General features: G+C 65.7%; 26 protein-coding genes. 12 read left to right on the top strand and 14 right to left on the bottom strand.

Annotation, left to right across the window (positions count from 1 at the left end):
- Nucleotides 1–146: 146 nt before the first annotated feature.
- The 3 genes from HN018_RS02660 to zapE form a co-directional block, all read right to left on the bottom strand.
- Nucleotides 147–3,104 carry a 2-oxoglutarate dehydrogenase E1 component gene (locus HN018_RS02660; RefSeq protein WP_171836824.1) on the bottom strand — a complete coding sequence of 986 codons (2,958 nt, stop codon included), beginning with the start codon at nt 3,102–3,104 and terminating at the stop codon, nt 147–149.
- A gap of 260 nt (nt 3,105–3,364) precedes the next feature.
- The gene (mdh, locus tag HN018_RS02655; RefSeq protein WP_171836823.1) at nt 3,365–4,318 is read right to left on the bottom strand and encodes a malate dehydrogenase; all 954 of its coding nucleotides are present in this window, start codon (nt 4,316–4,318) and stop codon (nt 3,365–3,367) included.
- Nucleotides 4,319–4,481: 163 nt separating this feature from the next.
- Nucleotides 4,482–5,642 carry a cell division protein ZapE gene (gene zapE / locus HN018_RS02650; protein ID WP_408886780.1) on the bottom strand — a complete coding sequence of 387 codons (1,161 nt, stop codon included), beginning with the start codon at nt 5,640–5,642 and terminating at the stop codon, nt 4,482–4,484.
- Between the two features lie 300 nt (nt 5,643–5,942).
- Here zapE and HN018_RS02645 point away from each other — a divergent pair, with 300 nt between their 5' ends.
- Entirely contained in the window at nt 5,943–6,215 is a 273-nt protein-coding gene (locus HN018_RS02645; RefSeq protein ID WP_171836821.1) for a hypothetical protein, read from the top strand.
- A gap of 76 nt (nt 6,216–6,291) precedes the next feature.
- On the top strand, nt 6,292–6,960 hold the full coding sequence (locus tag HN018_RS02640) for a 2OG-Fe(II) oxygenase family protein (protein ID WP_239478965.1): 669 nt from the start codon (nt 6,292–6,294) through the stop codon (nt 6,958–6,960).
- A gap of 54 nt (nt 6,961–7,014) precedes the next feature.
- Here the strand turns inward: HN018_RS02640 and zwf are convergent, their stop codons facing one another.
- Both zwf and HN018_RS02630 read right to left on the bottom strand, forming a co-directional pair.
- A complete protein-coding gene (zwf, locus tag HN018_RS02635; RefSeq protein ID WP_171836820.1) occupies nt 7,015–8,559 on the bottom strand; it encodes a glucose-6-phosphate dehydrogenase in 1,545 nt (514 codons plus the stop codon).
- 54 nt (nt 8,560–8,613) lie between these two features.
- Nucleotides 8,614–10,833, bottom strand: coding sequence for a glucan 1,4-alpha-glucosidase (locus tag HN018_RS02630; RefSeq protein WP_171836819.1), 2,220 nt, complete (start codon nt 10,831–10,833; stop codon nt 8,614–8,616).
- 231 nt (nt 10,834–11,064) lie between these two features.
- Here HN018_RS02630 and HN018_RS02625 point away from each other — a divergent pair, with 231 nt between their 5' ends.
- From HN018_RS02625 to HN018_RS02590, 8 genes are all read left to right on the top strand, one after another.
- A complete protein-coding gene (locus tag HN018_RS02625) occupies nt 11,065–12,096 on the top strand; it encodes an aspartate-semialdehyde dehydrogenase (RefSeq protein ID WP_171836818.1) in 1,032 nt (343 codons plus the stop codon).
- Nucleotides 12,097–12,197: 101 nt separating this feature from the next.
- Nucleotides 12,198–12,500, top strand: a complete 303-nt coding sequence (locus HN018_RS02620; RefSeq protein WP_171836817.1) for a hypothetical protein — start codon at nt 12,198–12,200, stop codon at nt 12,498–12,500.
- Between the two features lie 56 nt (nt 12,501–12,556).
- Nucleotides 12,557–13,900, top strand: coding sequence for a DNA-processing protein DprA (locus tag HN018_RS02615; RefSeq protein WP_171836816.1), 1,344 nt, complete (start codon nt 12,557–12,559; stop codon nt 13,898–13,900).
- Between the two features lie 136 nt (nt 13,901–14,036).
- Complete coding sequence (gene sdhC / locus HN018_RS02610; RefSeq protein ID WP_171836815.1) at nt 14,037–14,507, top strand: succinate dehydrogenase, cytochrome b556 subunit; 471 nt, start codon at nt 14,037–14,039, stop codon at nt 14,505–14,507.
- 4 nt (nt 14,508–14,511) lie between these two features.
- Nucleotides 14,512–14,925 carry a succinate dehydrogenase, hydrophobic membrane anchor protein gene (gene sdhD / locus HN018_RS02605; protein ID WP_171836814.1) on the top strand — a complete coding sequence of 138 codons (414 nt, stop codon included), beginning with the start codon at nt 14,512–14,514 and terminating at the stop codon, nt 14,923–14,925.
- 81 nt (nt 14,926–15,006) lie between these two features.
- Nucleotides 15,007–16,818, top strand: coding sequence for a succinate dehydrogenase flavoprotein subunit (gene sdhA, locus HN018_RS02600; protein WP_171836813.1), 1,812 nt, complete (start codon nt 15,007–15,009; stop codon nt 16,816–16,818).
- Between the two features lie 128 nt (nt 16,819–16,946).
- On the top strand, nt 16,947–17,729 hold the full coding sequence (locus HN018_RS02595; RefSeq protein WP_171836812.1) for a succinate dehydrogenase iron-sulfur subunit: 783 nt from the start codon (nt 16,947–16,949) through the stop codon (nt 17,727–17,729).
- A 26-nt stretch (nt 17,730–17,755) separates the two neighbouring features.
- A complete protein-coding gene (locus tag HN018_RS02590) occupies nt 17,756–18,418 on the top strand; it encodes a protein-tyrosine phosphatase family protein (RefSeq protein WP_171836811.1) in 663 nt (220 codons plus the stop codon).
- 13 nt (nt 18,419–18,431) lie between these two features.
- Here HN018_RS02590 and HN018_RS02585 read toward each other — a convergent pair whose 3' ends face one another.
- The 5 genes from HN018_RS02585 to HN018_RS02565 all read right to left on the bottom strand — a co-directional run bounded on the left by HN018_RS02585 (nt 18,432) and on the right by HN018_RS02565 (nt 22,701).
- Nucleotides 18,432–18,950, bottom strand: a complete 519-nt coding sequence (locus HN018_RS02585; protein ID WP_171836810.1) for a helix-turn-helix domain-containing protein — start codon at nt 18,948–18,950, stop codon at nt 18,432–18,434.
- Nucleotides 18,951–19,145: 195 nt separating this feature from the next.
- Nucleotides 19,146–20,681 (bottom strand): apolipoprotein N-acyltransferase, encoded by a 1,536-nt coding sequence (gene lnt / locus HN018_RS02580; protein ID WP_171836809.1) that lies wholly within the window; start codon nt 20,679–20,681, stop codon nt 19,146–19,148.
- Nucleotides 20,682–20,818: 137 nt separating this feature from the next.
- Nucleotides 20,819–21,616, bottom strand: a complete 798-nt coding sequence (locus tag HN018_RS02575; protein ID WP_171836844.1) for a GNAT family N-acetyltransferase — start codon at nt 21,614–21,616, stop codon at nt 20,819–20,821.
- A 47-nt stretch (nt 21,617–21,663) separates the two neighbouring features.
- Nucleotides 21,664–22,170 (bottom strand): Fur family transcriptional regulator, encoded by a 507-nt coding sequence (locus tag HN018_RS02570; RefSeq protein WP_171836808.1) that lies wholly within the window; start codon nt 22,168–22,170, stop codon nt 21,664–21,666.
- 126 nt (nt 22,171–22,296) lie between these two features.
- Nucleotides 22,297–22,701 (bottom strand): MucR family transcriptional regulator, encoded by a 405-nt coding sequence (locus tag HN018_RS02565; protein ID WP_171836807.1) that lies wholly within the window; start codon nt 22,699–22,701, stop codon nt 22,297–22,299.
- An 87-nt stretch (nt 22,702–22,788) separates the two neighbouring features.
- Here HN018_RS02565 and HN018_RS02560 point away from each other — a divergent pair, with 87 nt between their 5' ends.
- Nucleotides 22,789–23,034 carry a sulfurtransferase TusA family protein gene (locus tag HN018_RS02560; RefSeq protein WP_408886741.1) on the top strand — a complete coding sequence of 82 codons (246 nt, stop codon included), beginning with the start codon at nt 22,789–22,791 and terminating at the stop codon, nt 23,032–23,034.
- Here the strand turns inward: HN018_RS02560 and HN018_RS02555 are convergent.
- From HN018_RS02555 to HN018_RS02540, 4 genes are read right to left on the bottom strand one after another with little or no spacing between them, the layout of a single operon-like run.
- A complete protein-coding gene (locus HN018_RS02555; protein WP_239478963.1) occupies nt 23,021–23,476 on the bottom strand; it encodes a GNAT family N-acetyltransferase in 456 nt (151 codons plus the stop codon). The genes HN018_RS02560 and HN018_RS02555 overlap by 14 nt on opposite strands.
- Nucleotides 23,473–24,168 carry a tRNA threonylcarbamoyladenosine biosynthesis protein TsaB gene (locus tag HN018_RS02550; protein ID WP_171836806.1) on the bottom strand — a complete coding sequence of 232 codons (696 nt, stop codon included), beginning with the start codon at nt 24,166–24,168 and terminating at the stop codon, nt 23,473–23,475. The genes HN018_RS02555 and HN018_RS02550 overlap by 4 nt, the downstream gene beginning before the upstream one ends.
- 12 nt (nt 24,169–24,180) lie before the next feature.
- The gene (locus HN018_RS02545) at nt 24,181–24,909 is read right to left on the bottom strand and encodes a malonic semialdehyde reductase (protein WP_171836805.1); all 729 of its coding nucleotides are present in this window, start codon (nt 24,907–24,909) and stop codon (nt 24,181–24,183) included.
- Nucleotides 24,910–24,944: 35 nt separating this feature from the next.
- Nucleotides 24,945–25,502, bottom strand: a complete 558-nt coding sequence (locus HN018_RS02540; protein WP_171836804.1) for a NifU family protein — start codon at nt 25,500–25,502, stop codon at nt 24,945–24,947.
- Nucleotides 25,503–25,748: 246 nt separating this feature from the next.
- Between HN018_RS02540 and HN018_RS02535 the strand changes: the two genes are divergently transcribed.
- Nucleotides 25,749–26,732 carry a YVTN family beta-propeller repeat protein gene (locus HN018_RS02535; protein ID WP_171836803.1) on the top strand — a complete coding sequence of 328 codons (984 nt, stop codon included), beginning with the start codon at nt 25,749–25,751 and terminating at the stop codon, nt 26,730–26,732.
- Nucleotides 26,733–26,779 lie beyond the last annotated feature (47 nt).

Here is a 26,779-nt window from a genome sequence, read left to right as displayed (position 1 = left end):
GCTTCCTTCAGTCTATCTCTGGCATCAGGTCACGGCCGACCCGGACGGTCGGCCAGACCGTCCAAAGGGTCGCCGCGGCGCAGCGGCTCATTTGTATCGTTCATGCCGGAGAGTGGCCAGACGCTCCGGTTCGCGTAGTGGATCGCTCAGGCGGCCTTCTCGTCGGCCGTCGCCTGGACGCCCAGTGCATCGCGCACCAGCGTTGCCTGCTGTGTGCCATGGGTCCGCGCCAATCCGGTCGCCGGACTAGCCGCGGCGATGCGCCCGGCATAGGCGGGGCGGTTCACCTTGAGCCCCAGCCGCTTCAGCACCGCCTCGATCCGGCGATCGACGAAGGTCCAGCCTCCGGCATTCTCCGGCTCTTCCTGGCACCAGATGATCTCGGCATTCTTGTAGGGTGCCAGGGCCCGTCCAAGCTCCTCGTCCGGAAACGGATAGATCTGCTCGAGACGCAGGATCGCGACGTCCTGCAGTTGCCGCTCCCGACGCTCGGCCAGCAGATCGTAATAGACCTTGCCCGAGCACAGCACGACGCGCTTCACCTTGGCCGCCGGTCCGATCGCATCGGTTTCCTCGATGACCGGCTTGAACCAGGTTCCAGCCTCCATGTCGGAAAGCGGGCTGACCGCCAGCTTGTGACGCAGCAGCGATTTCGGCGTCATGACGATCAGCGGCTTGCGGTAGTTGCGCTTCATCTGGCGACGCAGCGCATGATAATAATTGGCCGGCGTGGTGATGTTGCAGACCTGCATGTTGTTCTCGGCGCAGAGCTGCAGATAGCGTTCCAGGCGCGCGGACGAATGCTCCGGCCCCTGGCCCTCGTAGCCGTGCGGCAGCAGCATCACCAGTCCGGACATGCGCAGCCACTTGGTTTCGCCGGACGCGATGAACTGGTCGATAATGACCTGCGCACCGTTCGCGAAGTCGCCGAACTGCGCCTCCCACAACACCAGCGTCCTCGGATCGGCGAGGGTATATCCATACTCGAAGCCGAGCACGCCGAACTCGGACAGCAGCGAGTTGTAGATCTCGATGCCCGCCTGGCCACCGGCATCGGCAGAGCGGATGTTGTTCAGCGGCACGTATTCGTTCTGGTTGGTCTGGTCGATCAGCACGGCATGACGCTGGCTGAAGGTGCCGCGCTGGCAATCCTCGCCGGACAGACGGACGCGATGGCCGTCCAGCAGCAGTCCGCCGAACGCCAGCGCCTCGCCGGTGGCCCAGTCGATCCCCTGCCCGCTCTCGAACATCGCCAGCTTGGCTTCGAGCTGGCGAACGATCTTCGAGTGCGCGTTGAAGTCCTTCGGCACCGTGCCGAGTGCCAGGCCGATCTGCTTCAGCATCTCGATCGGCAGGCCGGTCGGCTGGTCGGACGACTGGCCGTTCTCGCCGGACTGCTTCATGCCGGTCCACACGCCCTCGAGCCAGTCGGCCTTGTTCGGCCGATAGGATTGCGACGCCTTGTAGTCGTTCTCGAGCTGCGCCTGGAACGCGCTCCAGCCGGCCTGCTCTTCCTCGACGGTCAGCACGCCTTCGCGCACCAGTCGGTCGGCGTAGAGCGTACGCGTGGTCGGGCGCCCGCGGATCGCCTTGTACATGGTCGGCTGCGTGAAGGCCGGCTCGTCGCTCTCGTTGTGGCCGTGACGGCGATAGCAGACGATGTCGAGCACGATGTCGGCCGCGAACTTCTGCCTGAATTCGGCGCAGAGACGTGCGCAGAACACCACCGCTTCCGGCTCGTCGCCGTTCACATGCAGGATCGCCGACTGCACGGCCTTGGCGATATCGGTGCAATAGAGGCCGGAATACGCGTGCGCCGAAACCGTCGTGAAGCCGATCTGGTTGTTCACCACGACATGGATGGTGCCGCCGGTGCGGTAGCCGATCAGCTGGCTCATCGCCATGGTCTCGTATACCAGCCCCTGGCCGGCAAATGCCGCATCGCCATGCATCAGGATGCCGAGGCCGCTACGACGCGTGGCGGTGTCGCCGGACGCATCCTGGCCTGCACGGATCTTGCCGATCACCACCGGATCGACCGCCTCGAGATGCGACGGGTTCGGCTGCAGCGAGATATGCACCTGCCGCCCCTCGATCTCGAGGTCGGTGGAGGTGCCGAGATGATACTTCACGTCGCCCGAGCCCTGGACGTCGTCGGGCTTGAAACTGGCGCCGGCGAACTCGCTGAACACCGCGGTGTACGGCTTGCGCACCACGTTCACCAGCGTGTTCAGGCGGCCGCGGTGCGGCATGCCGATGGCGACCGAGCGAACCCCGTCGCGGGCGGCCTGCTGGATGATGGTGTGCAGCGCCGGGATCGCCACCTCGCCGCCCTCGAGCCCGAACCGCTTGGTGCCGACATAGCGCTTCTGGCAGAAGGCTTCGAAACCCTCCGCCTCGTCGAGCTGCCGCAGGATGGTTTTCTTCTGGTCCGGCGCGAACGCCTCGCGCCAGTTCCGGTCCTCGATCTGGGCCTGCAACCAGCCGCGCTGGGCAGGATCCTGGACGTGCATGAACTCTGCGCCGATCGGACCGCAATAGGCGGACCGGATCGCAACGAGGATCTCGCGAATGGTGGCGACCTCGCTCCGGAGCAGCAGCCCCATGGCGCGTCCGAGATAGATCGGCCGGTCCAGGTCCGCGGCGGTGAAGCCATATGTCGCGGGGTCGAGATCAGCATGGGATTTCGGGATCTGCAGCCCGAGCGGATCGAGGCGCGCCTCGAGATGGCCTCGCACGCGATAGGCACGGATCAGTTGCATCGCCCGGAGGCTGTCGTCGGCGCTGGCCCGGATCTGGTCCGCAGCCGCGGCAGCCGGAGCAGCGGCAGCGGCCTTGCTGGATGAACCGTCCTTGCCGGACGCTGGTTTCGCAGCCGCCGGAACAGGCGCGTCGGGGCGTTCGACCTCGAAATGCCGCGGCGACCAGGATGCACCGGAGGCATCCTGCAGGACCGACACCGCCTCGTCGTCCAAAGCGGCGAACAAGGTAACGAAGCTGGGATCCACACTGCCCGGGTCGGAAACCCAGCGTGCATAAAGGTCGGCCAGGAAGGCAGCGTTACCGCCACTGAAGGCCGTTGCCAGAATATCGACGCCCGCCATGAGCTCTCCTTAGTCGGTCCGGTGCATCACGCCGCTCGAACCTGAACATCCCGATGCCCGACATAACGTTTCGAACGATCCAGCGACGCGTTCAATCCACGCCCCCAGGAATGCTTTAAACGCATGGTTTGCGCCGAATTGATGGCCGGAACGCAGAGCAGCACAGGCTTACTACCCGGACGTTAGCAATTACCAGGCCAGTTGCCCGGCCTGGTTGCGAACGACACCGCGCTGCACGGGGCATCACGATGTCGGTCATGTCAGGCGCCGATCGCGCGGAAGTCGGCGAGCAGCTTCTTCACCGCGTCGCACGAGGCGTCGAAGGCAGCCTTCTCCTCCGGCGTGAACGCGACCTCGAGCACCCGCTCGGCGCCCCCGGCCCCGATCACCACCGGCACGCCGACATAGAAGTCCGACTGGCCATATTCGCCGTTCAGCTTCACGGCACAGGGCAGGACGCGCTTCTTGTCCTTCAGGAAGCTCTCGGCCATCGCCACGGCCGCGGCGGCCGGGGCATAGAAGGCCGACCCACGCTCGAGCAGCTTGACGATCTCGCCGCCGCCGTTCGCCGTGCGCTTCACGATCGCGTCGATCTTGTCCTGCGTGGTCCAGCCCATCTTGATCAGGTCGGGCACCGGCACGCCGGCCACGGTCGAATAGCGGGTCAGCGGCACCATGGTGTCGCCGTGGCCGCCCAGCACGAACGCGGTCACGTCCTCGACGGATACGTCGAACTCGCGGGCCAGGAACAGGCGGAAGCGGGCGCTATCCAGCACGCCGGCCATTCCGACCACCATGTTGGCAGGCAGGCCTGACTTCTCCTGCATCACGGCGACCATCACATCGAGTGGATTGGTGATGACGATGACGAAGGCGTTCGGCGCATGCGTGCGGATCCCGTCCGCGACCTGGCCGATGACCTCGGCATTCTTGGTCAGCAGGTCGTCGCGGGACATTCCCGCCATGCGGGGAAAGCCGGCCGTGACGATGACGACGTCGGACCCGGCAATCGCCGCGTAGTCGGAGCCACCGCTATAGGCACAGTCGAAATCGTCGACCGGGGAAGATTGTGCCAGATCGAGCGCCTTGCCGGCCGCAACGCCACCGAACACGTCGAACATCACGACGTCGCCCAACTCCTTCAGGCCGATGAGGTGAGCGAGCGTGCCACCGATGTTGCCGGCGCCGATGAGGGCAATCTTTTTACGAGCCATGCGTTCCCCGATAATCACGGATTAGAGCAGTAAAGCCCGCCGGAGAAACCCGGAAAAACCAGCCGGAAGGCGGATCGTGCTAATCCTTCGCCTTGATCGCGACAAGTGTGTGCCAGTCATGGATGCCGTGTGTTCGAGGCGATCCAGGCCTGCGACAGGTTGGCTAATCCAGATGCGGCAGTGCCAGATAGGCCTCGGTCTGCATCTCCTCGAGGCGGGACGCCGTGCGCTCGAACGCGGTCGCTCCTTCGCCATGCTCGTAGATCCGGTCGGGCTGGTCGGCGGCCGATGCGACCAGCTTCACCTTGGCTTCGTACAGCGCGTCGACCAGGACGATAAAGCGCCGGGCCACGTCGAAATTCTCAGGCCCGAGCCGCGGAATCCCGTCGATGATCATCGTCGGGTAGCGGCGCGCCAGCGCCAGATAATCGCCGGCGCCGAGCGCTTGTGCGCACAGCGCTTCGAAGTCGAACCTGGCGATACCATCCGCCGCGATCGGGACCGGCACATGCCGCCCCATCACCTCGACCGTCTCCGCATGCGTCGCCTTGCCATTGGACAGACGCTCGAACGCCGCATCCAGTGCCTGTTCCGCGCGCTGGTCGGCAGGCGCATGCCACGTCGCCACGCCGCGAATGCCGCCACGCCGGTAATCCCGGGGGCTGTCCAGCAGGACGGTGTCCAGTTCCTGGTCGAGGCGGGTGATGAACGGCTTGAAGGCGTCGGCGCCAGGGCGATTCTGGAACAACTGGCCGGGCGAGGTATTGGAGGTCGTCACCACCACCACGCCGCGCAGGAACAACGCATCGAACAGCCGGCCCAGGATCATCGCGTCGGCGATATCGTTGACCTGGAACTCGTCGAAACACAGCAGCATCGTCTCGGACGCAATCGCATCCGCCAGCACCGGGATCGGATCGGCAAGATCCGGCTGCGCCTGCTTCAAGGCATGAACCCGCGCGTGCGCCTCCTGCATGAAGCGGTGGAAATGCACCCGTCGCTTGGACGTGCCGGGAGCCTGCTCGAAGAACAGGTCCATCAGCATCGACTTGCCCCGACCCACCTGCCCGACCAGATAGACGCCACGCGGTGCGGTGGAACGCGGAAATCGCCCAAGCAGCCGCCCAAGCATCGATCTCGATGGCCCGGGACCGTTGGCCCGATCGATCAGCGCCTGCCAAAGCTGGTCGAGACGCGCCGCCGCCCGAAGTTGCTCCGGATCCTCGTCCAGTCGTCCTTGCGTTACATACAGGCGGTATAGGGCAAGCGGACCGATGGATCGGTTGGGCAGCGATTGACCGTCGGGAGTGCCGGGGTCGCGCAGTTTCAGCGGGCCGGACGAGGCAATCGCCGGCCTGGTGATCGGCGCCGGATCGTTGGAGGGCTGCGTGGTCTGGGGCAACGACATGATCCGGCGATACAGCCAGCGCCCGACCTGATCAATAGTTTATGCCGCATTGCAAAAATCGCGGGTGCTCAATTCTGACCAGAAGGCGCCATCTCCGTTTCGCACCCGCTGACTATCTCATTTCGTAGCCGCTTCAACGAAAAGCGAGCGATGTAACCTTTCCAGCGGTTTATTCATTGATCCTGCGACAGTCTGTCCAAAGATCGGAGCCGAAGAATGACCAAGACCATCCTGGCTCTGCCGCTGTTCCTGGCAGTCATGACAGCCGGTGCGCAAGCTTCGGAACTACGCATGACTGTCGAGAAGCCGCACTTTACCTGTGAAGGTCATGGTCGCTTGTTGCTGCATGCTTCTTACAGGGCTGGCGACTACAAGCTTGCCGTCGACGCCGACGACGCGCCGCTGCCCTGCTGCGACGGCCAACTCGGTTGCGCGCAGTTCCTGTCGACCACCACGATCCTGCATCCCAGCCATCCGCTCCGCGGCTAGGCGTCCGGCACCCCCCAGCTTGCAACACCGGCCTACCCGGACCTAACTACCGGACTTCTGATCCGGACAGCAGACGATGCCAGACAGCCTTACGCCGATGCAGGACACCGCGATCGTATCGCTCAGCCTGGATTATGCCGGTTTCGCCCGGCCCGTCGCGACCGACCCGTTCCCCCACATCGTCATCCCGCGCTTCGTACCGCCCGCCAGCCTGCAGGCTGTGCTCGCGTCGTTGCCGGATATCCCGGGTGGCGGATCCTATCCTCCTTCGGCACTGAGACTGCGCGGGGCGGCGGCCGAGCTGATCCGTGAGCTCGAAGGGCCGATGCTGCGGCAGGCGATCGCGACCCGCTTCGACCTCGACCTCGACGACAGCCTGACCATGCTGACGATGCGTGGCCGCACGCGGGAGAAGGATGGCCAGATCCACACCGACTCGACCGCCAAGTTGGTCACCATCCTGCTCTATCTGAACCCGGCAACGGCCGACTGGGCGAAGCAGGATGGCTGCCTGCGCCTGCTGCGCGGACCGGACGACCTGGAGGATTATGCCGTCGAGGTGCCGCCGGTCGATGGCACCCTGCTCGCGTTCCCGAACGGTCCGACGACCTATCACGGCCACCGCACCTTCGTCGGCCGGCGCTACGCGATCCAGCTCAACTACATGGCATCGGGTGCCAAGGCCCGCCACGAACTGCGCCGCCACAAGCTGTCCGCGCTGGTGAAGCGGTTCACCCCGGCCTGAAATCCCCGGGCAGGCCGGCATCGCCGAGCGATACCGGCCACCGAGATCCCGGACCTAGTCGCGGTTCAGCGGCATCCAGGCATGGCCATCCCTGGCCAGCAGATCGTCCGCACCCTTCGGCCCCGACGTTCCGGCTTCGTAGAGCTCCGGCCCCGAGGCATCGGCGGCCCAAGCCTTGAGAGCCGGATCGACCACACGCCATGCAGCCTCGATGTTGTCGGCACGCTGGAACAGCGTCTCGTCGCCGGTCAGGCAGTCATAGAGCAGCGTCTCGTAGCCGACATTCGGGGTCAGCTTGAAGGCGTCCTCGTAGCGGAACCTCATCTCGACGCCGCCGAGGTCCATCTTCGGTCCCGGGATCTTGGCACTGATCCCCAGGGTAACACCCTGGGTCGGCTGGATGTTCAGCGTCAGGTTGTTGGGGGACAACTTGTCCACCGGCGTATCCTGGAAGATCGCGAACGGCGCCTGCTTGAAATGCACCACGACTTCGGTAAGGCGGCCGGTCAGCGACTTGCCGGTGCGCATGTAGAACGGCACGCCCGACCAGCGCCAGTTGTCGATGTCGAGCTTCAGCGCGACATAGGTCTCGGTGTTGCTGTCCTTTGCCACGCCGGGGCTGTCGCGATAGGCCAGCACGTCCCTGCCCTGGACCTTGCCTGCCGTATACTGCCCACGGATCGCGTTTTCCGGAGTGATCGTCCTAATCGCCTCGAACAGCTGCTCCTTGGCGTTCCGCACGGTTTCCGCCGAGAACGAGTTGGGCGGCTCCATCGCCACCATCGCCAGCAGCTGGAACAGGTGGTTCGGGATCATGTCGCGCAGCGCGCCGGTCGGCTCGTAGAATGCGCCGCGGCCTTCGACACCGACCGTCTCGCAGGCGGTGATCTGCACGCTGTCGACATATTCCCGCCGCCAGAGCGGTTCGAACACGCCGTTGCCGAACCGCATGGCCAGGATGTTCTGGACCGTCTCCTTGCCGAGGAAATGGTCGATCCGGTAGACTTGGCCTTCGTCCAGCACCTTGAGGATGCGGGCGTTCAGCTCCTTGGCACTCTCCAGGTCGGACCCGAACGGCTTCTCGATCACCACCCGACGGAACGCGTTGTCCGCCTGGGTGATCAGGCCGACATGGCCGAGATTCTCCACGATGGTTCCGAAGAAACGCCCGGCCACGGCCAGGTAGAACACGGCGTTGCCGGTCACCTTCTGCTTCAGCTGGCCAAGCTGGTCGAGGTTGGTGAAGTCGGCCTGCATGTATTCGAAGCGGGAGGTCAGGCCGCCCCACCAGTCCTTGTTGATCTCGGGCGTGTAGAACTCCGCATTCGGATCGGTGGTGAACTCCTGCATGGTCTTGCCGAGTTCGTCGCGCCAGGACTGGTCCGACCCTTCGACACGATCGACGCCGATGACCTTGAAATCGTCATTGAGCTGTCCGGCACCAGTGAGGTTGTACAGGGCCGGCATCAGCAACCGCTTGGTCAGGTCGCCATGCGCGCCGAAAATCACCAGGGTGCAGGGAGGAGCCTTGGCGCTTGCGGGCGCCGCCAGCTTCTCCTTCGACTTGGCCGACGACGATACTTCTCCGACTGGATCCATGGGGAGGCTCCTGATGCAAGGTTGATTGGATGACCCGGTACTCGCCCGGGCGGCTTACGAAAGGCCCGGCGCCGTCACCACGGCGATATGGTGGTCGACCCCGACCCAGGCGCCGCTGCCATGCTCGCGCCAGGTGAACACGACCATGCTGCCGGCCTCGAGCCCGGCCGTCGGCAGTTCGGCCACGAAGATTCCCGGACCGATCTCCGCAACCGGCGTGTCCTGGATCCTGACCCAGCCATCGTCGCTCCAATGCACATCGGCCGCCACCGGCAGTTCGACCCGCAGCACACGCCCTTGCGGCATTTCGCGCAACTCGTGGTCGTGCCGCCAGCGCGCGATCCGCGAGGCGATCGCGCTCTTGCCCGCATACCGCTCCCGAACCTTGGGCAGCCGCCCGAAATCCTGGGCGTCGTCGATCGAGCGGAGCAGCTTGACGTGCTTCGAATGGGTCCAGAGATGCGGCATCACCATCCCGCCCCGGCCATTCTCGTTGTCGACCCGCTCGGGCAGCATGCCACCATCCCCGGCACAGGCCTGCAGGCTCCGGACCAGACGGTCCGCCTCGTCCAGACGGCCGGCCTCTACGGCGAGCAGGGCACGCTCGGCGGTCAGCACCAGCCTCGGCGGCAATCCCTCGTCGCCACGCCGGCACCAGGCAGGGCCGCCCGGCAACTCGACCTTCAGGCTCGCGTCGATGGTGGCGAGTGCCCGGACCAGACGGGGATCATCGACCGTCATGAGCCCGAACAGCACCAGCGAGATGATGTCCGGGTCGGCCTCCGGCCCATCCTCGGACGCCGGTGAGCCGGGCTCGTCGAGCAGCGTCACCAGGAATTCATGGACGGCGTCGGCGGTATCGAGCAGGAAGCCGTGCAGATCAGGCTCGCCGGCATGGGCCGCCCAGTGCGAGCCGATCAGCAGTGCGGCGATCTCGGCGCCGAGGGTGTGCAGCTTCAGCCCATCGGGACGACCCCAGCGATCCTGCCCGTCCATCGGGTCGTGCCGGGCCAGCGCCAGGGCGGCCGCCCTGACCATCGGCCAGACCTGCCTGAAGCCGTCCTCGTCGAAAACCCCGTGCCGCCAGGCCAGGTCGGCCAACAGCACAGGCTCCGAAGTCTCGTCGAGTTGGGTTCCCTGCCAGGCCGACATGCCGTCGAGCCAGAAATTCTGCGGCCAGTGCCCGTCCGGTTCCTGGACGGTGTGCAGGTACGTGAGCGACGCCATCATCGAGCTGCTGTCGCCAGCGGCCAGCAACGCAGTCGCCGCCGCGACCACGTCCCGGGCCCGGACCAGATGGCATGCCGCAGGGTAGTCGTTGCTCTGCAATGCGGCCCACGGTACGCCGAGGCTGGCAATCCGGGCACCGGCCACGGACGGGCATTCATGCGTGCGGATCACCATCAGGCTGGTGCGGTAGGCGCCGAGCAACTCATCGGCGACCGGGCGGGTCTTCCCGAGCCAGCCGCTCCAGCCTGCGACGTATTCGGCTTCGAGCGCATCGAACGGCTCGAGCAGGCCGGCACGGGCGCGCATCGCGGCCTCGGTCCAGATCCGGCCGAACGCCATCGAGATCACCAGGTCCGGCTGGTCCTCGTCGAGATCCAGTTCACCGGTCAGGGCGACGTTGCCGTTGATCGCGCGCTCGTATTCCCAGGTCATCCGGCGATGGCGCGACAGGTCCTGCCACCCATCGCTGATGCCGGCATACCCCGCCGACCGGGCCCGCCAGCCGCAGCTGGCCGCGAGCGCCACTGCTGTACCCTGGGCCTCGGCGAACAGCATGTCCTGGCCCTTGTAGTCGCCGACCCAGGCCGTCCCCATGCCGGTGACATTGACCAGGTGCGGCGCCAGCAGTGCGTGCAGCCGCAGCTTGCGTCCGCGATCGGCGTCCGCAGGCGCCAAATCCTCGAGCCGCACATGCTGCAGCACCGCCGGACGACGTGGATCGGCGATGATCCGCTTGTGCAGCCGGAACCGCCCGCCCTCATGGGTGCCGGTAAGGCGGTATGCGGGCACGCCCGGCCGGATCGGCTCGATCTCGGTCGTGCAGTGCCGCCGCTCCTCGGCGAACAAGGTCTCCCCGTCGGTCACGATCAGGCCGAAGTCGCGCACCGCGGTCTGCTCGATCCGCGGATAGGCGATCTCGTTCAGGATGCCGTTGCCGAGCGTGAACCACACGCGCGCATCATCGGCCAGGCTGCGGCCGATGCCGTTCTTGCCGATCGGCTGCCAGCGCGGCGGCTGCCCCGGTTCTCCAGGCGCATCCGCCATTCAGCGCAGTCCCCCGACTGGTTCGATTTCAAGTGTGGCCGGAACGCGACCTGGAAAGACGCGGTTCCGTCGCAACCGACGCCTGCCACCAGATACGGTGCAGGTCTCGGCTGCTCGGTCATTTGTTGCGCGATACCGTCCCGACGCGCTAGCAGACCCTTCTCCCACATCGCCTCGCCGGCTGGAACCGACCTCGGAGCCTGCCCGCTCGAGGAGCCAAGGACCAGGACCATGGGTTATCGCGTCGCCGTCGTAGGAGCCACCGGAGCGGTCGGACGCGAGATTATCAAGACCCTTGCCGAGCGCAACTTCCCGATCGACGAGATCGCCATCCTGGCATCGCACCGCTCGGTCGGGCACGAAATTTCCTTCGGCGAGAAGCGCGTGCTCAAGGTGCAGAACCTGGAGACATTCGATTTCACCGGCTGGGACCTGGCCCTGTTCAGCCCCGGTGCCGCGATCTCGGCCGTGCATGCGCCTCGCGCCGCCGCCGCCGGCTGCATCGTGATCGACAACACCAGCCAGTTCCGCATGGATCACGACGTGCCGCTGGTGGTGCCGGAGGTGAACGCCGACGCACTGAAGCGCTTCACCAAGCGTCGCATCATCGCCAATCCGAACTGCTCGACGATCCAGATGGTGGTGGCGCTGAAGCCGCTGCACGACGAGTTCACCGCCAAGCGCGTGGTGGTCTCGACCTATCAGGCCGTGTCCGGCGCCGGCAAGGAAGGCATGGACGAGCTGTTCGTGCAGTCCAAGGGCAGCTTCGTCGGCGATCCGCCGACCTCGGAGCAGTTCACCAAGCAGATCGCCTTCAACGTGATCCCGCATATCGACCGCTTCATGGACGACGGCGCGACCAAGGAGGAATGGAAGATGGCGGTCGAGACACGCAAGATCCTCGATCCCGACATCGCGGTGATCGCCACCTGCGTGCGGGTGCCGGTGTTCATCGGCCACTCGGAATCGATCGTGGTCGAGTTCGAGGAGCCGGTGGACCTGGAACGCGCCCGCCAGCTTCTGCGCGATGCGCCCGGCGTGGTGCTGCACGACCATCGCGAGGATGGCGGCTACGTGACCCCGATCGACTGCGCCGGCGAGGACGCGGTCTATGTCAGCCGGCTGCGCATCGACCCAACCGTGCCGAACGGGCTGGCGTTCTGGTGCGTGTCGGATAACCTTCGCAAGGGTGCGGCCCTGAATGCCGTGCAGATCGCCGAGGCGTTGATCGCCCTCGATCTGTTGGCAGAGAAAGTCGCCTGAGCCCGCTTCTCGCCCGGCTCGGACTGGCAAGGCGCCCGCCGGAGCCGTTCTACGTCTGGCGGCCGGGCGCCGCGCCGCCACGCCCGCCGCGCGCACCGTTCGTGCGCCTCCTCGGCGTCGTCGTCGCCATCCTGGCCCAGGTGGCGCTCTACCTGGCACTGCGCCACCTGGCGACGGCGTACCGTCCGGCCTGGGCGGACCTACATCATCCGGTTCATGTCACGTCCCTGCCATGGCCGACCCTGGTGCCGGTCGATGTGGTGCACGGCCCAACCGGTATTCCAAAATCGCCGGGCGCACCCGCGCTGACGGCGCCGACGCTGATCGTTCCGCCGGTCATCGACCTACCGCCGCCGGCGCTCGGTCCGCCGACTTCGACAAGAGGACCAGCCCATAGCGGGTAGGGTTCATTCGACGGTCGAGTGCCGGAAAACCGGCCGCCGGTTCACATGAGGACAAAATGTCCATCACGTTGCAGACGCAGGCATTGCTGCTCCTGACCGGCCGTTTCGGCGGTGGCGCCCTCGCGGCAGCCACGCATGAACCGCTCGACGATACCCAATGGGGCCGGCTCGCAGGCTGGCTCAAGAAGCGCCAGCTCCAACCCGGCGACCTCCTGCGGGATCCGGACCGGTATCTGGACGGCTGGCACGATACAGTTCCGGCTGGCCGGATTGTCGACCTGCTGGGCCGGCACGCGGCACTGTCAGCCTGTCTCGAGCGCTGGCGGATCGCTGGGATCTGGGCGATCGGACGGGCCGATCCCGATTATCCGAAACGCCTGAAGCGTCGCCTGCGGGGCGATGCACCGCCGGTCCTGTTCGGTGTCGGCGATCGTGCGCTGCTCAACCGGGGCGGCATCGCGCTGATCGCCGGCGACGAGGCCACCGCCGATGCGGGCGGCTTCGCCACGCGTCTTGCCGAGCAGGCCGCGACGGCCGGCCTGTCCACCATCTCCGCCGGACGCGGCATCGAGGGCAAGGCGATGCTCGCCGGGCGAGCTCGTGGCGGGGCGACGATCATGGTCGTGGCCGACGCCCTGCTGAACCTGATCGGTCGGCAACCCGCCGATCCGGCCATGACCGGTTCCCTGGCATTGGTGTCGGACCGGGAGCCGGAAGCGGTGCCTGCCGTATCGTCGGCCTCTTCGGCCGAACGCTGCCTCTATGGTCTTTCGGATGCTGCGGTGCTGGTCGGGGTCGGCCGCGACGGCGACCGCTGGGCCGGTGCGATCGAGGCCCTGGAGCGAAGCTGGGTGCCGATCTGGGTCCGCGATGCCGACCATGATGCCCGCCGGCTTATGCGTGTCGGCGCGCATGCCTTGCCGCCCGGAACCATCAGCCCCCGCACGCTGCTGTCGGCCCCCGGAGCCGCGCCTGCCATGACCGAACCGCGACCGTTCGCAACCGACCCGTCCGGCTTCGATCACGCGGGGCTGGTGTCGACGCGAGCGCCGGGCCCTAGCCTGGTCGGGTTCGCCGAGCCGCAGGCGTCTTCACCTCTGCGCGACCGGCCCGCAGGCGATGCGATCGCCCCGGTCCGGACGCCCTTGCGCCTGGTTCCCTCCACCAGGACGGCCGAGCCGGCTGCGCCGCCGACACCGGTAGGACATGCGGCATTGTTCGACGCGTTCAGCGTGCAGCTGCATGCATTGCTGGCAAGCGGGCCGCACACACCCGAAGCAGTGGCCCATGCGTTGGAGATCATGCCGGCGCAGGCACAGGCCTGGCTATCGCGTGCAGAACAGGCGGGACTTGTCCGGCTGGACTTGAGGAATCGTCTCTATCGCCTGTGTATTCGCTGAAGAAACGGTCTTCGATCATTATGTTGCACTGCACAGTAACTGCGTTGACCGTCTGTTCGGCGGGGCGTAGGACCAATCGGCCCAAAGAGGATTCCGGATATTCCGGAGCCACATCAAGGAAGTATCCCGTACTCCCATGAAGGATGTCCGTGACGCGCTGTTCGTGGCGCAACGAAGCGACGGCACCCTGGTGCGCCGCCCGATGTCTCCGCACCTGCAGGTCTACCGCCTGCAGCTGACGATGGTGCTCTCGGGCGCGAACCGGATTTCGGGCATCGTCAGTTCGCTGGGAACGCTGCTCCTGGTCTGGTGGCTGGTCGCTGCGGCGAGTGGCCCCGTCGGGTTCGACACCGTCCAGCGCGTGGTCGGCAATCCGCTCGGCATGATCGTGCTGTTCGGCTGGACTGCGGCACTGGTCTTTCATTTCGCCGCCAGCCTGCGTCACCTTGCCTGGGATGCAGGCTATGGTTTCGCCAAACCGGTGTTCCACAAGACCGCGCTGATCACTATAGCGGCGACCGTGATCCTGACCCTGCTGATCTGGGCGATCGGGCTCAGCCTCTGGACGCATGCGGCGCCGGTCGCCGCTGCCGTGTCGGGAAACTGAGACGATGGCGGACAAGCCCTTTCACGTCGAAACCATGCGGTCGCAGCTGGGACAGGTGCGCGGCCTCGGCGCATCCAAGTCCGGCGTCGAGCATTGGTGGGTCGAGCGGCTGACGTCGATCGCGCTGATACCGCTGACCATCTGGTTCGTGGTGTCGGTGCTGACCCTGCTGGGTGCCCAACAGCTTGCGGTGGTCCACTGGGCCGGACGGCCGGTGAACACCGTCCTGCTGCTCGCGCTGGTGATCATGACGTTCCACCACATGCAGCTCGGACTGCAGGTGGTGATCGACGACTACGTCAACGACACCCGCTCGCACCTGGCGGTCTCGCTGCTGAACAAGGGCGCAGCCTTGCTGCTTGCCCTGTTTGCAATTGTTGCAATCCTGAAGATGGCCTTCTGGCCAACGGCAGTCTGAGACCCAATGTAGGTTGGGCCAAGATCCCGAATGCTGTGTTGCCAGGCCGGCTGACGAACGGCCGATTGGAATGAGTGATAGATGAACGCGATCACGCTGCCCTCCACCCGTGCCTACACCATCGTGGATCATGCCTATGACGTAGTGGTCGTCGGAGCCGGTGGCTCCGGGCTTCGCTCGACGCTGGGCATGGGCGCTTCAGGCCTCAAGACCGCCTGCATCACCAAGGTGTTCCCCACACGCAGCCATACGGTCGCGGCACAGGGCGGCATCGGCGCATCGCTTGGCAACATGGCCGAGGATAACTGGCGCTGGCACATGTACGATACCGTCAAGGGATCGGACTGGCTCGGCGACCAGGATGCCATCGAGTACATGTGCCGCGAGGCGGTGCCGGCGATCCAGGAGCTCGAACATTTCGGCGTGCCGTTTTCGCGCACCGAGGATGGACGCATCTACCAGCGGCCGTTCGGCGGCCACATGTCGGATTACGGCAAGGCTCCTGTGGCACGCGCCTGCGCTGCCGCGGACCGAACCGGCCATGCCATCCTGCATACGCTTTATCAGCAGAGCCTGAAGCACAACGTCGAGTTCTTCGTCGAATATTTTGCGCTCGACCTGATCATGGACGAGGACGGCACCTGCCGCGGCGTCATGGCCTGGTGTCTCGAGGACGGTACCATGCACCGGTTCCGCGCCAACATGGTGGTGCTGGCCACCGGCGGCTATGGCCGCGCCTACATGTCCTGCACATCGGCTCACACCTGCACGGGTGACGGCGGCGGCATGGCCATGCGCGCCGGCGTGCCGACCCAGGACATGGAGTTCGTCCAGTTCCATCCCACCGGCATCTTCCCGGCCGGTTGCCTGTTGACCGAAGGCTGCCGTGGCGAAGGCGGTTACCTGACCAATTCAGAAGGCGAGCGCTTCATGGAGCGCTATGCACCGACCGCGAAGGACCTTGCGTCCCGCGACGTGGTGTCACGTTCGATGACCATCGAGATCAACGAAGGCCGTGGCTGTGGTCCGAACAAGGATCATATCATGATGCATCTCGAGCATATCGGCGCCGACCTGCTGCATGAGCGCCTGCCCGGGATTTCCGAGACAGCGCGGGTGTTCGCGGGTATCGACGTCACCAAGGACCCGGTCCCGGTGCTGCCGACCGTCCACTACAACATGGGCGGCATCCCCACGAACTATCACGGCGAGGTGCTTCGCCCGACGCCGTCCAACCTGGATGCGATCGTGCCCGGGCTGATGGCGGTGGGCGAAGCAGCCTGCGTATCCGTGCATGGCGCCAACCGTCTCGGCACCAACTCACTGCTCGATCTCGTTGTGTTCGGCCGTGCCGCCGCCAACCGTGCGTCCGAAATCATCAAGCCGGGCGACAAGATCGCACCGATGCCGGATCGTGCCGGCGAGGGCTCGCTCGACCGGCTCGACAAGCTGCGTCATGCGCAGGGCGGCACCCGTGTGGCCACCATGCGCGAGGACCTGCAGCGGACCATGCAGGCGCATGCCGCCGTGTTCCGCAGTTCCGCCAGCCTGAGCGAGGGTGTGGAAAAGATCGACCGTCTCTGGGGTGGGCTTCGCGACATCAACGTGTCCGACCGGTCGCTGATCTGGAACAGCGACCTGATGGAGGCGCTCGAGCTCGAGAACCTCATCGCCAATGGCACCGTCACCATGGCCAGTGCCGAAGCGCGCAAGGAAAGCCGGGGCGCCCAGGCGCATGACGATTACCCGGATCGCGACGATGCCGAATGGATGAAGCACTCGGTCTCGTATCTGGGCGACAACGGCGAGGTCTCGATGTCGTATCGTCCGGTGCGGATGCAGACCATGACCAACGAAGTGTCGGTGTTTCCGCCGAAGAAGCGCGTTTATTGATCCAGCAGGGCTCAGCCCTGACCGCCGGAGGACAGTCGTCCTCTGGAGACCTCAAATCGGGATCCAGGGGCTTTGGCCCTTGGCGGGTCCAGGGCAGCGCCCTGGCCCCCTGATGAAGGAACCACATCATGGTCCAGTTCACGCTTCCCAAGAACAGCAAGATCGGCAAGGGCCGGATCTTCAAGGCAGCTCCCGATGCCAAGAAGATCAAGGAATTCAAGATCTATCGCTGGAACCCGGACGATGGGCAGAATCCCGTCCTGGACACCTATGAGATCGACCTCGAACGGGTCGGGCCGATGGTGCTGGACGCGCTGATCTACATCAAGAACGAGGTCGACCAGACGCTGACCTTCCGCCGGTCCTGCCGGGAGGGCATCTGCGGGTCATGCTCGATGAACATCGACGGCAGCAATACGCTGGCCTGCCTGAAGCCGATCGAGGACGTGAAGAAGGCGGTGGCGATCTATCCGCTGCCGCACATGCCGGTGGTGAAGGACCTGATCCCGGACCTGACCGCCGCCTACGCCCAGCTTCGTTCGATCGAGCCATGGCTGAAGACCGACACCAATGCGCCGCCTGATGCCGAGCGCAAGCAGAGCATGGAGGAACGTTCCAAGCTCGACGGCATGTGGGAATGCATCCTGTGCTTCTGCTGCACGACCGCGTGCCCGAGCTACTGGTGGAACGGCGACAAGTATCTGGGCCCGGCAACCCTGCTCGCCGCGTATCGCTGGATCGCCGACAGCCGCGACGAGTATACCGGCGCACGCCTCGATGCGCTGGAGGACCCGCTGAAGCTGTATGGCTGCCGCACCATCATGAACTGCACGCAGACCTGCCCCAAGGGCCTCAATCCGGCCGAGGCGATCGGCAAGATCAAGCAGCTTCAGCTCGAGCGGAAAGGCTGATCCGGCCAGGGCCAGCCTGAACTCCCATGTTCGATCGCCCCTTGACCACCAGGCCGGCCCGATGGGCCGCCTGGCGGGATAGCCTGTTCGTCGATCACGCGATCTTCCGTGCCGTATGGACGAACTTCGCCGAGGTAGTACCTGGTCGCGTGTATCGCGCCAACCACCCGACACCGTTCCACCTCGCCCGCTTCGCCAGGCAACGCCGTCTGCGTACGCTGGTGAACCTGCGCGGCCACCGTCAGTGCGGCTCCGATGCGCTATCGCGCGATGCAGCGCCGAGGATCGGGCTGGCGCACGTGGACATGGCGTTCGAGAGCCGTGGCGCACCCCACCGCGACCGCATCCTGCGGTTTGCCGGGCTGTATCGCGAGATTGCCTTCCCGATGCTGATGCACTGCAAGTCGGGAGCCGATCGTGCCGGACTGGCATCGGCGCTGGTCGTGATGTTCGAAGGCGGTACCACGCACGAGGCACTGAAGCAGTTGTCCTGGCGCTTCGGCCACTTCAACCGCTCCCGCACCGGCATACTTGACGCGTTCTTCTGGCGCTATCGAGCCGAAGCGGAAGGACGCCTGCCATTCATGGACTGGGTGCGGGATGAATACGACGAGGTGGCGCTGAAACGGGACTTCGTCGCCGGCCGTCTGTCGAGTTTCCTGACAGATACGGTGCTCCGGCGCGAATAGGCCCGCACGTGCCCTATTCGGTCACGCGCTCGGGGCCCATCGACTTGATCAGGTCAAGCACGCGCTTGCGCACCGGCTGCTCGATGATCCGGTAGTAGGCACGCACGAGGTCGACGGTCTCCTTGCGGCTGAACAGATCGTCAGGCGCACCGAAGCCATCCTGGGCCTCGGCAAAGCCGCCGGCCTGAACCGAATTGCTGCGAGCACCGCCGCCGCTGCCATAGGCTGCTGGCAGATCGTCGAAGAAGAAGCTGACGGGAACGTCGAGCACGCGGGAGAGGTCGAACAGCCTGGACGCACCGACCCGATTGGCGCCGCGTTCGTATTTCTGGACCTGCTGGAAAGTCAGGCCCAGCGCATCGCCAAGTCGTTCCTGCGACATCTGCAGCAGCGTGCGGCGCAACCGGATCCGTCCGCCAACATGGACATCGATCGGACTTGGACGCGACTCACGCTCACCGGAGACAGCTTCGTTCGGCGACTTCGATTGACCTGCACTCTCCAGCTTTTTGGCGGAGGAGGTTTTCACCATTGAGACTGTTCGCCCATTTGATGTATCCATCATAGTTTTACAACCTCAAATTGTCAATGAAGCCTCGCTTGTTCGCGCTCTCGACAAGAAAACGACATCAGCAAGATCGGTCGGCATGCCGCGTGAGCGGATGTTACGACCCCAGCATAACAATCTTAAGGTGTGATACAAATCTCATTTCGCGCCGGCGGGCTTTTATTTTGAGATTGTGATCGTTCGATGCAGCCTTCGCACGGAAGGTGCCAGTGCAACGAGCACGCATAGAAGGCAGAGCAGCAGCGGGATCGGTAGTCCGAATCGTGCGAACACGGTTGGAGGCAACGGTCCCGGCAAGGCGACTACCAGCGAACCGGCGATTCCCCAGCCCAGTCGGGCCAGCGGCCGGCCCTGTCCATCGAAGGCTCCGGAGATGCCGGTGTTGGCAGCACGTGCCAGCGGCAGGCCTTCCTCGACGGCGCGCATCCTGGCGGCCGCAAGATGCTGGCGCGGGCCCGACGTGTTGCCGTACCAGGCATCGTTGGTGATGTTGAGCAGCCAGGCCGGACGATCGCTCGCCTGCACCACCTGCCCGGGGAATATGACCTCATAGCAGATCAACGGCCCGATCGGCGCCAGGCCCGGCAGGTTCAGCGACCGCACCCCGGGACCGGCCTCGAAACCACCGCCCGGCACGATCTGCACCGGCAGGAACGGTGGCTGGTATTCGCCGAACGGCACCAGATGCGCCTTGTCGAAGACCGCCCCGACCCGCGCATCCGGCATCACCGCGATGAGGCTGTTCCGCGGACGCTGGTCGCTGCCGTAGCGGACGCTGCCGATCAACCCGACCGCAGCGTCCGGCGCCGCCTGCATCAGGACTTCACGCGCTGTCCGGTCGCGCTCGAGCAGACCGGGGAAGGCACTTTCCGGCCACGCGAACACGATCGGCCGTGCAGCGGCGCCGTGGGCCTCGGCCTGCTTCTGCCGGGCCGCCGCGTCGGCCACGCCCGACTGGGTCAGGGCGACATAGCGGCGGTAGATGCCGAGGGCCGCGTCCTGGTTCTGCTTGTCGGTCTCGGGGACATTCCCCTGCACCAGCACGACCCACGGTCCCGGAGCACCGACTGCCGGCGGCCAGATGAGCCGCGCCGATCCGGCGGCAACCCAGACCAGGAGCATGGCGAGGCCCGCCAGCATGCCCCTGCGCCCCAGCACCGGGGTCGCAGCCAGAAGCAGCGTGAACAGGGTCAGCCCGTGGATCGATATCCAGGCAGCCGGCTGGATCATCACGTCTCCCGCCAGGCCGGGAAACTCCCAGATGCTGCCCCAGAGGTTCCACGGGAAGCCGGACAGCACGAACTGCCTGCCGAGATCGGACAGCGTCCACACCGCGGCAAACAGCACCACCCGCCGCCAGCCTTCCGGCACCAGGCGCGCGAACGCGCATGGGAGGGCGGTGAAACACGCCAGTGGAACCGCGCCCAGGGGCGCTGCGAGCGGGACCAGCCACCAGAACTCGTCGGCCCGGACCAGTACGGCGTCGGTCAGCCAGTAGAGGCCAGCAGTGTGCAGCCCCATCCCGAACACGAAGCCGTAGCGGAGTGCCACCTTCCAGTTGCGCGCCCGTCCGACCAGCCTCAGCAGCATCGGCACGGTCAGCAGCAGCACGAACACCAGGTGCGACGGCGGCAAGGCCAGCGCCGAAATCGCCCCGAGCAACACCGCCAGCCCATCGTTCCTGAATCGCCGCATCAATAAGCCTCGGTGAAACGGCAGCGGCCGTTCGGGAATGTGGTGTGCCTGGCGACAGCGCCCGCTTCAGCGGGGTCCGTCATGATATTCGAGGGTCGGGAGGCCTCACGGCCGGAAGCACAACTCGAAGGCGCGGCTCAGTAGATGGCTTCCCGAAGCTGGCGCTCGTAATGCCGGTAGTATTTATCGGTGATGAGGTCTGTCTTCACCACGACCGCGACGTCGGTGGTGTTGAACTGATGATCGATCACCGCCCCGTCGCCGATGAAGCCGCCGAGCCGGAGGTATCCCTTGATCAGCGGTGGCAACGTCTGCTGCGTGCGCCGGTGATCGAAGCTGGTCGGGTCGATCCGGTGCATCTCGACGTAGCGCGACGGGATCGCCCTGAGCCGCAGGGCCGGAGGCGCCAGATGATTATGATACAGATAGGTGAGCTCGCTCTCCAGCTTCTCCGGATCGGTACCGGGCAGGCTGGCACAGCCGAACATGACGTCGATCCGGTGCAGGAACACGTAGGCGGCGATACCGCGCCAGAGCAGCTGCATCGCGGCACGGCCGCGATACTCGCGATCGATGCAGGAGCGGCCCAGTTCGAGCAGCCGCCCGGGGAAGCCGGTGATCGTGCTGATGTCGTATTCCGCCGACGTGTAGAACCGGCCGATCTGGTCCGCCGCCTCGTTCTGCACCAGCCGGTAGGTGCCGATGATGCCCTTCGGGCCGGAACTGACCGCATGGTCCACCACCAGCAGATGGTCGGCGACGTCATCGAAGATATCGATGTCGCGTTGCACGCGGCGCGCGTGGTCGTCGGGCCGGGCGCCCATCTCGTTGTAGAAGATCCGGTAGCGGAGCGCCTGGGCCGCGTCCCGCTCGGCATCGGTGATGGCGATGCGGACACCGAGATTCCCGGCACGCAGTTCGCCGATGCCGGTCATGGGAATGGCGGAACCAAGCTCCGGTGCCAGAATCGGCTTGTTGATCGTCACCGGCTCTTGCCTCCGCCGTCGATCGGCTCGTCGGCTGGCGGCGCGGATGATGCCGTACGGGGAGCCCCCGCCACCTCGGAGCGTCGTCGCCCGAACAACTCCATGCGGTGCGACACCAGGTCGAAACCGAGGCGGACAGCGATCTGGCGCATCAAGTGCTCATGTTCCGCGTCCTCGAATTCGATGACTTTGCCGGTATCGATGTCGATGAGATGATAATGATGGCCATGCTCGGTCGCCTCGTAGCGGGCGCGCCCGCCACCGAAGTCGCGGCGTTCAAGAATGCCCTTTTCCTCGAGCAGCCTGACGGTCCGGTAGACGGTCGCAACCGAGATCCGGCTGTCGAGCGCAGTAGCGCGCCGGTACAACTCCTCGACGTCAGGATGATCCTCGGCATCGGACAGAACACGGGCGATGACCCGCCGCTGCCCGGTCATCTTGAGCCCGCGGTCGATGCACAAGCGCTCTATGCGCGATTCCATCGCTTCACCAACGGTGACCATGTAGGGCGGCGTAGCCGATCAATATGGGGATTGTCCAATCGGCTGTCGGCAACTGTTGCAGAGGCGCCACGATGCAGGTTCCGGTTCGCGCAATGGCGGGCACGCGGGCAGGCCGCACGAAGGCGACTAGCCGCGCGGCTTCCGGCCCAGGCCGATCTTCTTGGCAAGGGACGAGCGGTGGCTGGCATAGGTCGGTGCGACCATCGGGTAGTCGGACGGCAGGCCCCAGCGCTCACGGTAGGCCTCGGGGGTCATGTCGTAGGCGGTCTTGAGATGCCGCTTCAGCATCTTGAGCTTCTTCCCGTCCTCGAGACAGATGATGTAGTCCGGGAATACGGATTTCTTGACAGCCACGGCCGGCTGCGGCTTGTCGACCGGGACCGGGTCACGGCCGATTTCGGCCAGGGTGCGGAACACGTCCTGGATCAGCGCCGGCAGGGATTCGGAATCCACCGGGTTGTTGGAAACGTGTGCGGAGACAATCTGGGCAGTGAGTTCCAGCACGTCCGCTCCGCCTGCGTGGTCAGCCATGCCGGGTTCCTGAGCAACATTATTTGGACGTTTATAGTAAGAGCGACCCGTTTCCCGCAACCTGTATTCCGTCGGACGCTGAATTGCATGGATATGGACCAGATTTTGACAGTCGAACGCCTGGACATCACTGGCGAGGTATGCCCAATGACCTTCGTTAGAACACGACTGGCACTTGACCGGCTCGCCTCCGGTGCTTTGCTTCAGGTTCATCTGCGTGGCGAGGAGCCGCTGCGCAACGTGTGCGCCAACGCGGTTGCCCTCGGACATTCGCTGCTCGCCACCCGCACGCTCGACGACGGATCGACGGTCGTGGACATCAGGCGGCGCTGATCACCGTGGGATTGCCTGCCATGACCACGGCATCGCTGTCGTCGGGATAGTAGCGTCGGCGGCGCCCCACTTCCTCGAAGCCGCGATCGCGGTAGAGCGCCAGCGCGGCGGCATTGGCGACCGATACCTCCAGGAACAGCCGCATCGCACCGCGTGCGGCCGCCGCAGCAGCCAGCTCGATCAGCAGCCCGTTCGCAATGCCCCGCCGTCGCGAGTCCGGAACGACGCCGATGGTCAGCAGCTCCGCCTCGTCGGCCGCCACGCGTATAAGGGCCATCCCGGACGGTCGACCCCGGGGACCGCCTGCGGCAACACATGCGAAGCAGCCGGGGACGGCCAGCAGGCCGGTCATCGCCGCCTGGTCCCAGCGCTCGCCGGGCGGAAAGCATTGTGCGTGCAGCGCCGCCAGCAGTTCCGCCGCGGCCGGGCCCGACAGGATCAACCCGGCGCCTGCGACACCCGGACCTGCGGCAGCTTCGCTTCCGGCGGATCGACATAGAGCGGTTGCGGATAGAGCGGCGACAGCATCCCGGCATGACGGGCGATCGCCGCTTCCGCGATCGCGATCGCGGACGGGGCCGACAGGCCCGACTGGTGCACGATGATGCCCGTTCCTTGCAATCGGCCGGCCACCAGATGTGCCGCATCCCCGCCGAGCAGAACCGACGCCCCCGCCGGGGGCAACCGGTCGAGCATGGCTGCGTCGGCGTGCCAGCCGGGGCCGCTCGGACGCTCGATGAACACGCGGTCACGACGCGCCTGGCTGACGCACCAGATGCCCGCGATGCCGAGGCTGCCTGCGATGTCCTGCAGCGCGGGTCCGAGGGCCTCGCCGATCGTGACGCCGACGACCGGGGCAGTGCTGCCGAGCGCCACGCCGTGTGCGAGCGCCAGGCTCGCACGCAAGCCGGTAAAGCTGCCGGGCCCGACCACGACCGCGAGCAGGCCGATCGTCCGGGCGGCCCAGCCGGCTTCTTCCAATCGGTCGGCAAGCAGCAGAGGCAGACGCTCCGCCCCGCCCTGCCCTGCAGCCAGCCCTTCGGAGACCAGCATGAGCTCGACGCCGTTCCGCGTCAGAAGCCCGAACGATGCCCCGGTCGCTCCGGAGGCGCCGTTCAGCACCAGCATCCTCATCGAGGACACCGCCTAGAGCAGCATGCAGGCTTCATCGAAGGTCAGCCGGGGCGCTCGCGGCTGAGCCTGCACACCGGTGCCATAACCGAGATTGACCAGGAAATTCGATCTCCAGCCACTGCCGGCAAGAAAGATGTCATCCACCATCTGGTTGTCGAAACCCGACATCGGCGCGACATCGAGGCCGAGCGCGCGGGCTGCAAGGATCAGATAGCCACCCTGGAGCGTGGCGTTGCGGAACGCCGTCTCCTCCGCAAGGCCATGATCGGCGGCGAACCAGGAGCGTGCCTCCTCCGACGGATACAATCGGGGCAGGTTCTCGAAGAACAGTGGGTCCTGCGCCACGATCACGGTAACCGCGGCGCTCATGGCCCGCTCGACGTTGCCCGCGGACAGGGCGGGCCGAAGACGCTCGCGACTGTCGCGGCTGGCCAGGAACACGAACCGCCCGGGCGAGCAGTTCCCGGAGGTGGGGGCGAGCTTCACCATGTCGTAGAGCGCGTGTAGCGTTTCTTCGGAAACCGGCGCCTCGCTCCAGGCCATAGGTGTGCGGGCAGTGCGGAACAGACTGTCCAGGGAGGCCTGGTCCAGCGCACCGGCGATCTCTTGCCCCGGCGTCGAGGCGTCAGGCGTGACATCCAATGGCGCCGCGACCGGAACCACCGGATCCGGCTGCGTCACCTCGGGATGGGCCAGATACGCCGGAACCTCGATCTCTTGTGCCGTCTGTTCGGTTGTCATGGTCTCTGGCGTCATCTGGTTATAGACGCAGGCACTCAGGCGTCGACCTGTTCTACGCTGGTCACTTCCGGAACGTAATGCCGGAGCATGTTCTCGACGCCATGCTTGAGCGTCGCCCGCGAGGATGGGCAGCCCGAGCAGGCGCCCTGCATGTGAAGGCGCACGACGCCATCGCGGTAGCCGCGGAACACGATATCGCCGCCATCGCTCGCGACGGCCGGACGGACGCGAGTGTCCAGCAGCTCCTTGATCTGGTCGACGATCTCGCGGTCCTCGGGGGCCACGTCCTCGTCCGCCTCGTCGGCCTCGCCCTCGATGATCGGCCGTCCCGACACGAACTGGTCCACGATCACCGACAGCACCAGCGGCTTCAGCTCGCTCCACGCCACGTCGTCGGACTTGGTCACCGCGATGAAGTCGGCACCCAGGAACACGCGCGCGACGCCGGGCTCGGCAAAGAGCGCGGTTGCCAGCGACGATCGGCCGGCGATCTCGGCCGACGTGAAATCCGCCGTGCCGACGCCCATGACGTCGCGTCCGGGCAGGAACTTCAGGGTAGCGGGATTCGGGGTGTCCTCGGTCTCGATGAACATGATGGTTCGGTCCTCAAGGTCTGCAGAGCCGATGCCGGCAACGATCCGACGGGCCGGTTCTTTCGCCCACATGTGGCAAGAGGCGCGCCAGAGGCAAGGGCCGGTGCGGCAGGGCAGCCACCGGTGCCGGAATTTCATTGACAGGAGGCGGGCGTCTCTGGCCATGCATTGACCGGATACGGCGCGCGTTGTCGTGCTGGAAACCGTGGCCGAACTTGGCTTTAGCGGAACGAGTTGGTGCGACAGATGAACAGAAGCTTGCTCTCCAGGACGCTCGCCGCCTTCCTTGCGGTCGGTGCCGGAACCGCACTCGTTGCAGCCCCGGCAAAGGCGGCCCGGATCGCGTTCGTGCTGAACTCGGCCGACGCCTCGATCAGCGAGTTCGACATCGATACCCATAAGGAGATCCGCCGCATCCCGGTGCTGCGCGAGCCGCACCACATGGCGATGACCCCGGACGGCCGATCGCTGGTGGTCGGCGACACCTCCGGCAACGCGGCCTTCTTCCTCGATGCGCAGACCGGCGAACTGCAGCGCCACATCACCATGAGCGATCCGTACCAGCTGCAATACAGCCCGGATGGTCGCTACCTGACGGTCGCCGGCCTGGCCCGCGACCAGGTGGACATCTACGACGCGGCGACCCTGGCGCTGCTGCATCGCATCCCGGCGGCGTCGATGCCGAGCCATATCAACTATGCGCCCGACTCGTCGGTGGCCTATGTCAGCCTGCAGGCGACCGGCGAGCTGATGGCGATCGAGACCAAGACCGGCCATGTGCTGTGGACGACAAAGGTCGGCAGCACTCCGGCCGGTGTGCTCTGGCACAACGGCAAGATCCTGGTCGGCGTCATGGGCACCACCTACGTGGCGGTGGTCGATCCGGCAGATGGACATGTCGACCGCAAGCTCGAGATGGCGCCCGGCCCGCATAACCTGTTCGTCTCGCCGAGCCGGCACCTGCTGTACGTCACCTGCCGGGTTTCCGGCACGATCGAGCAGCTCGACTGGGACAATCTCGGCATCGTCCGCAGCTGGCACGTGCCCGGCGGCCCGGACGACATCGTCATTGCTCCGGACGGCAAGCTATGGGCCACGCTGCGCTGGCGCCAGAAGGTCGCCATCATCGATCCCGCCGGCGGCCCGATCAGCTACATCGCGACCGGTCGCAGCCCGCACGGGATCTGGTTGAACACCAGCTACACCCCCCAGAAGCTCAGCGCGCGCTGACGCCCGCGTGCGCGATGGCCCGGATGTGGCCTGTTCGTCGCGACGTA

Origin of the sequence: Lichenicola cladoniae, assembly GCF_013201075.1 — a bacterium.
Lineage (GTDB): Bacteria > Pseudomonadota > Alphaproteobacteria > Acetobacterales > Acetobacteraceae > Lichenicola > Lichenicola cladoniae.
This window is presented reverse-complemented; position numbering and strand designations above follow the sequence as displayed.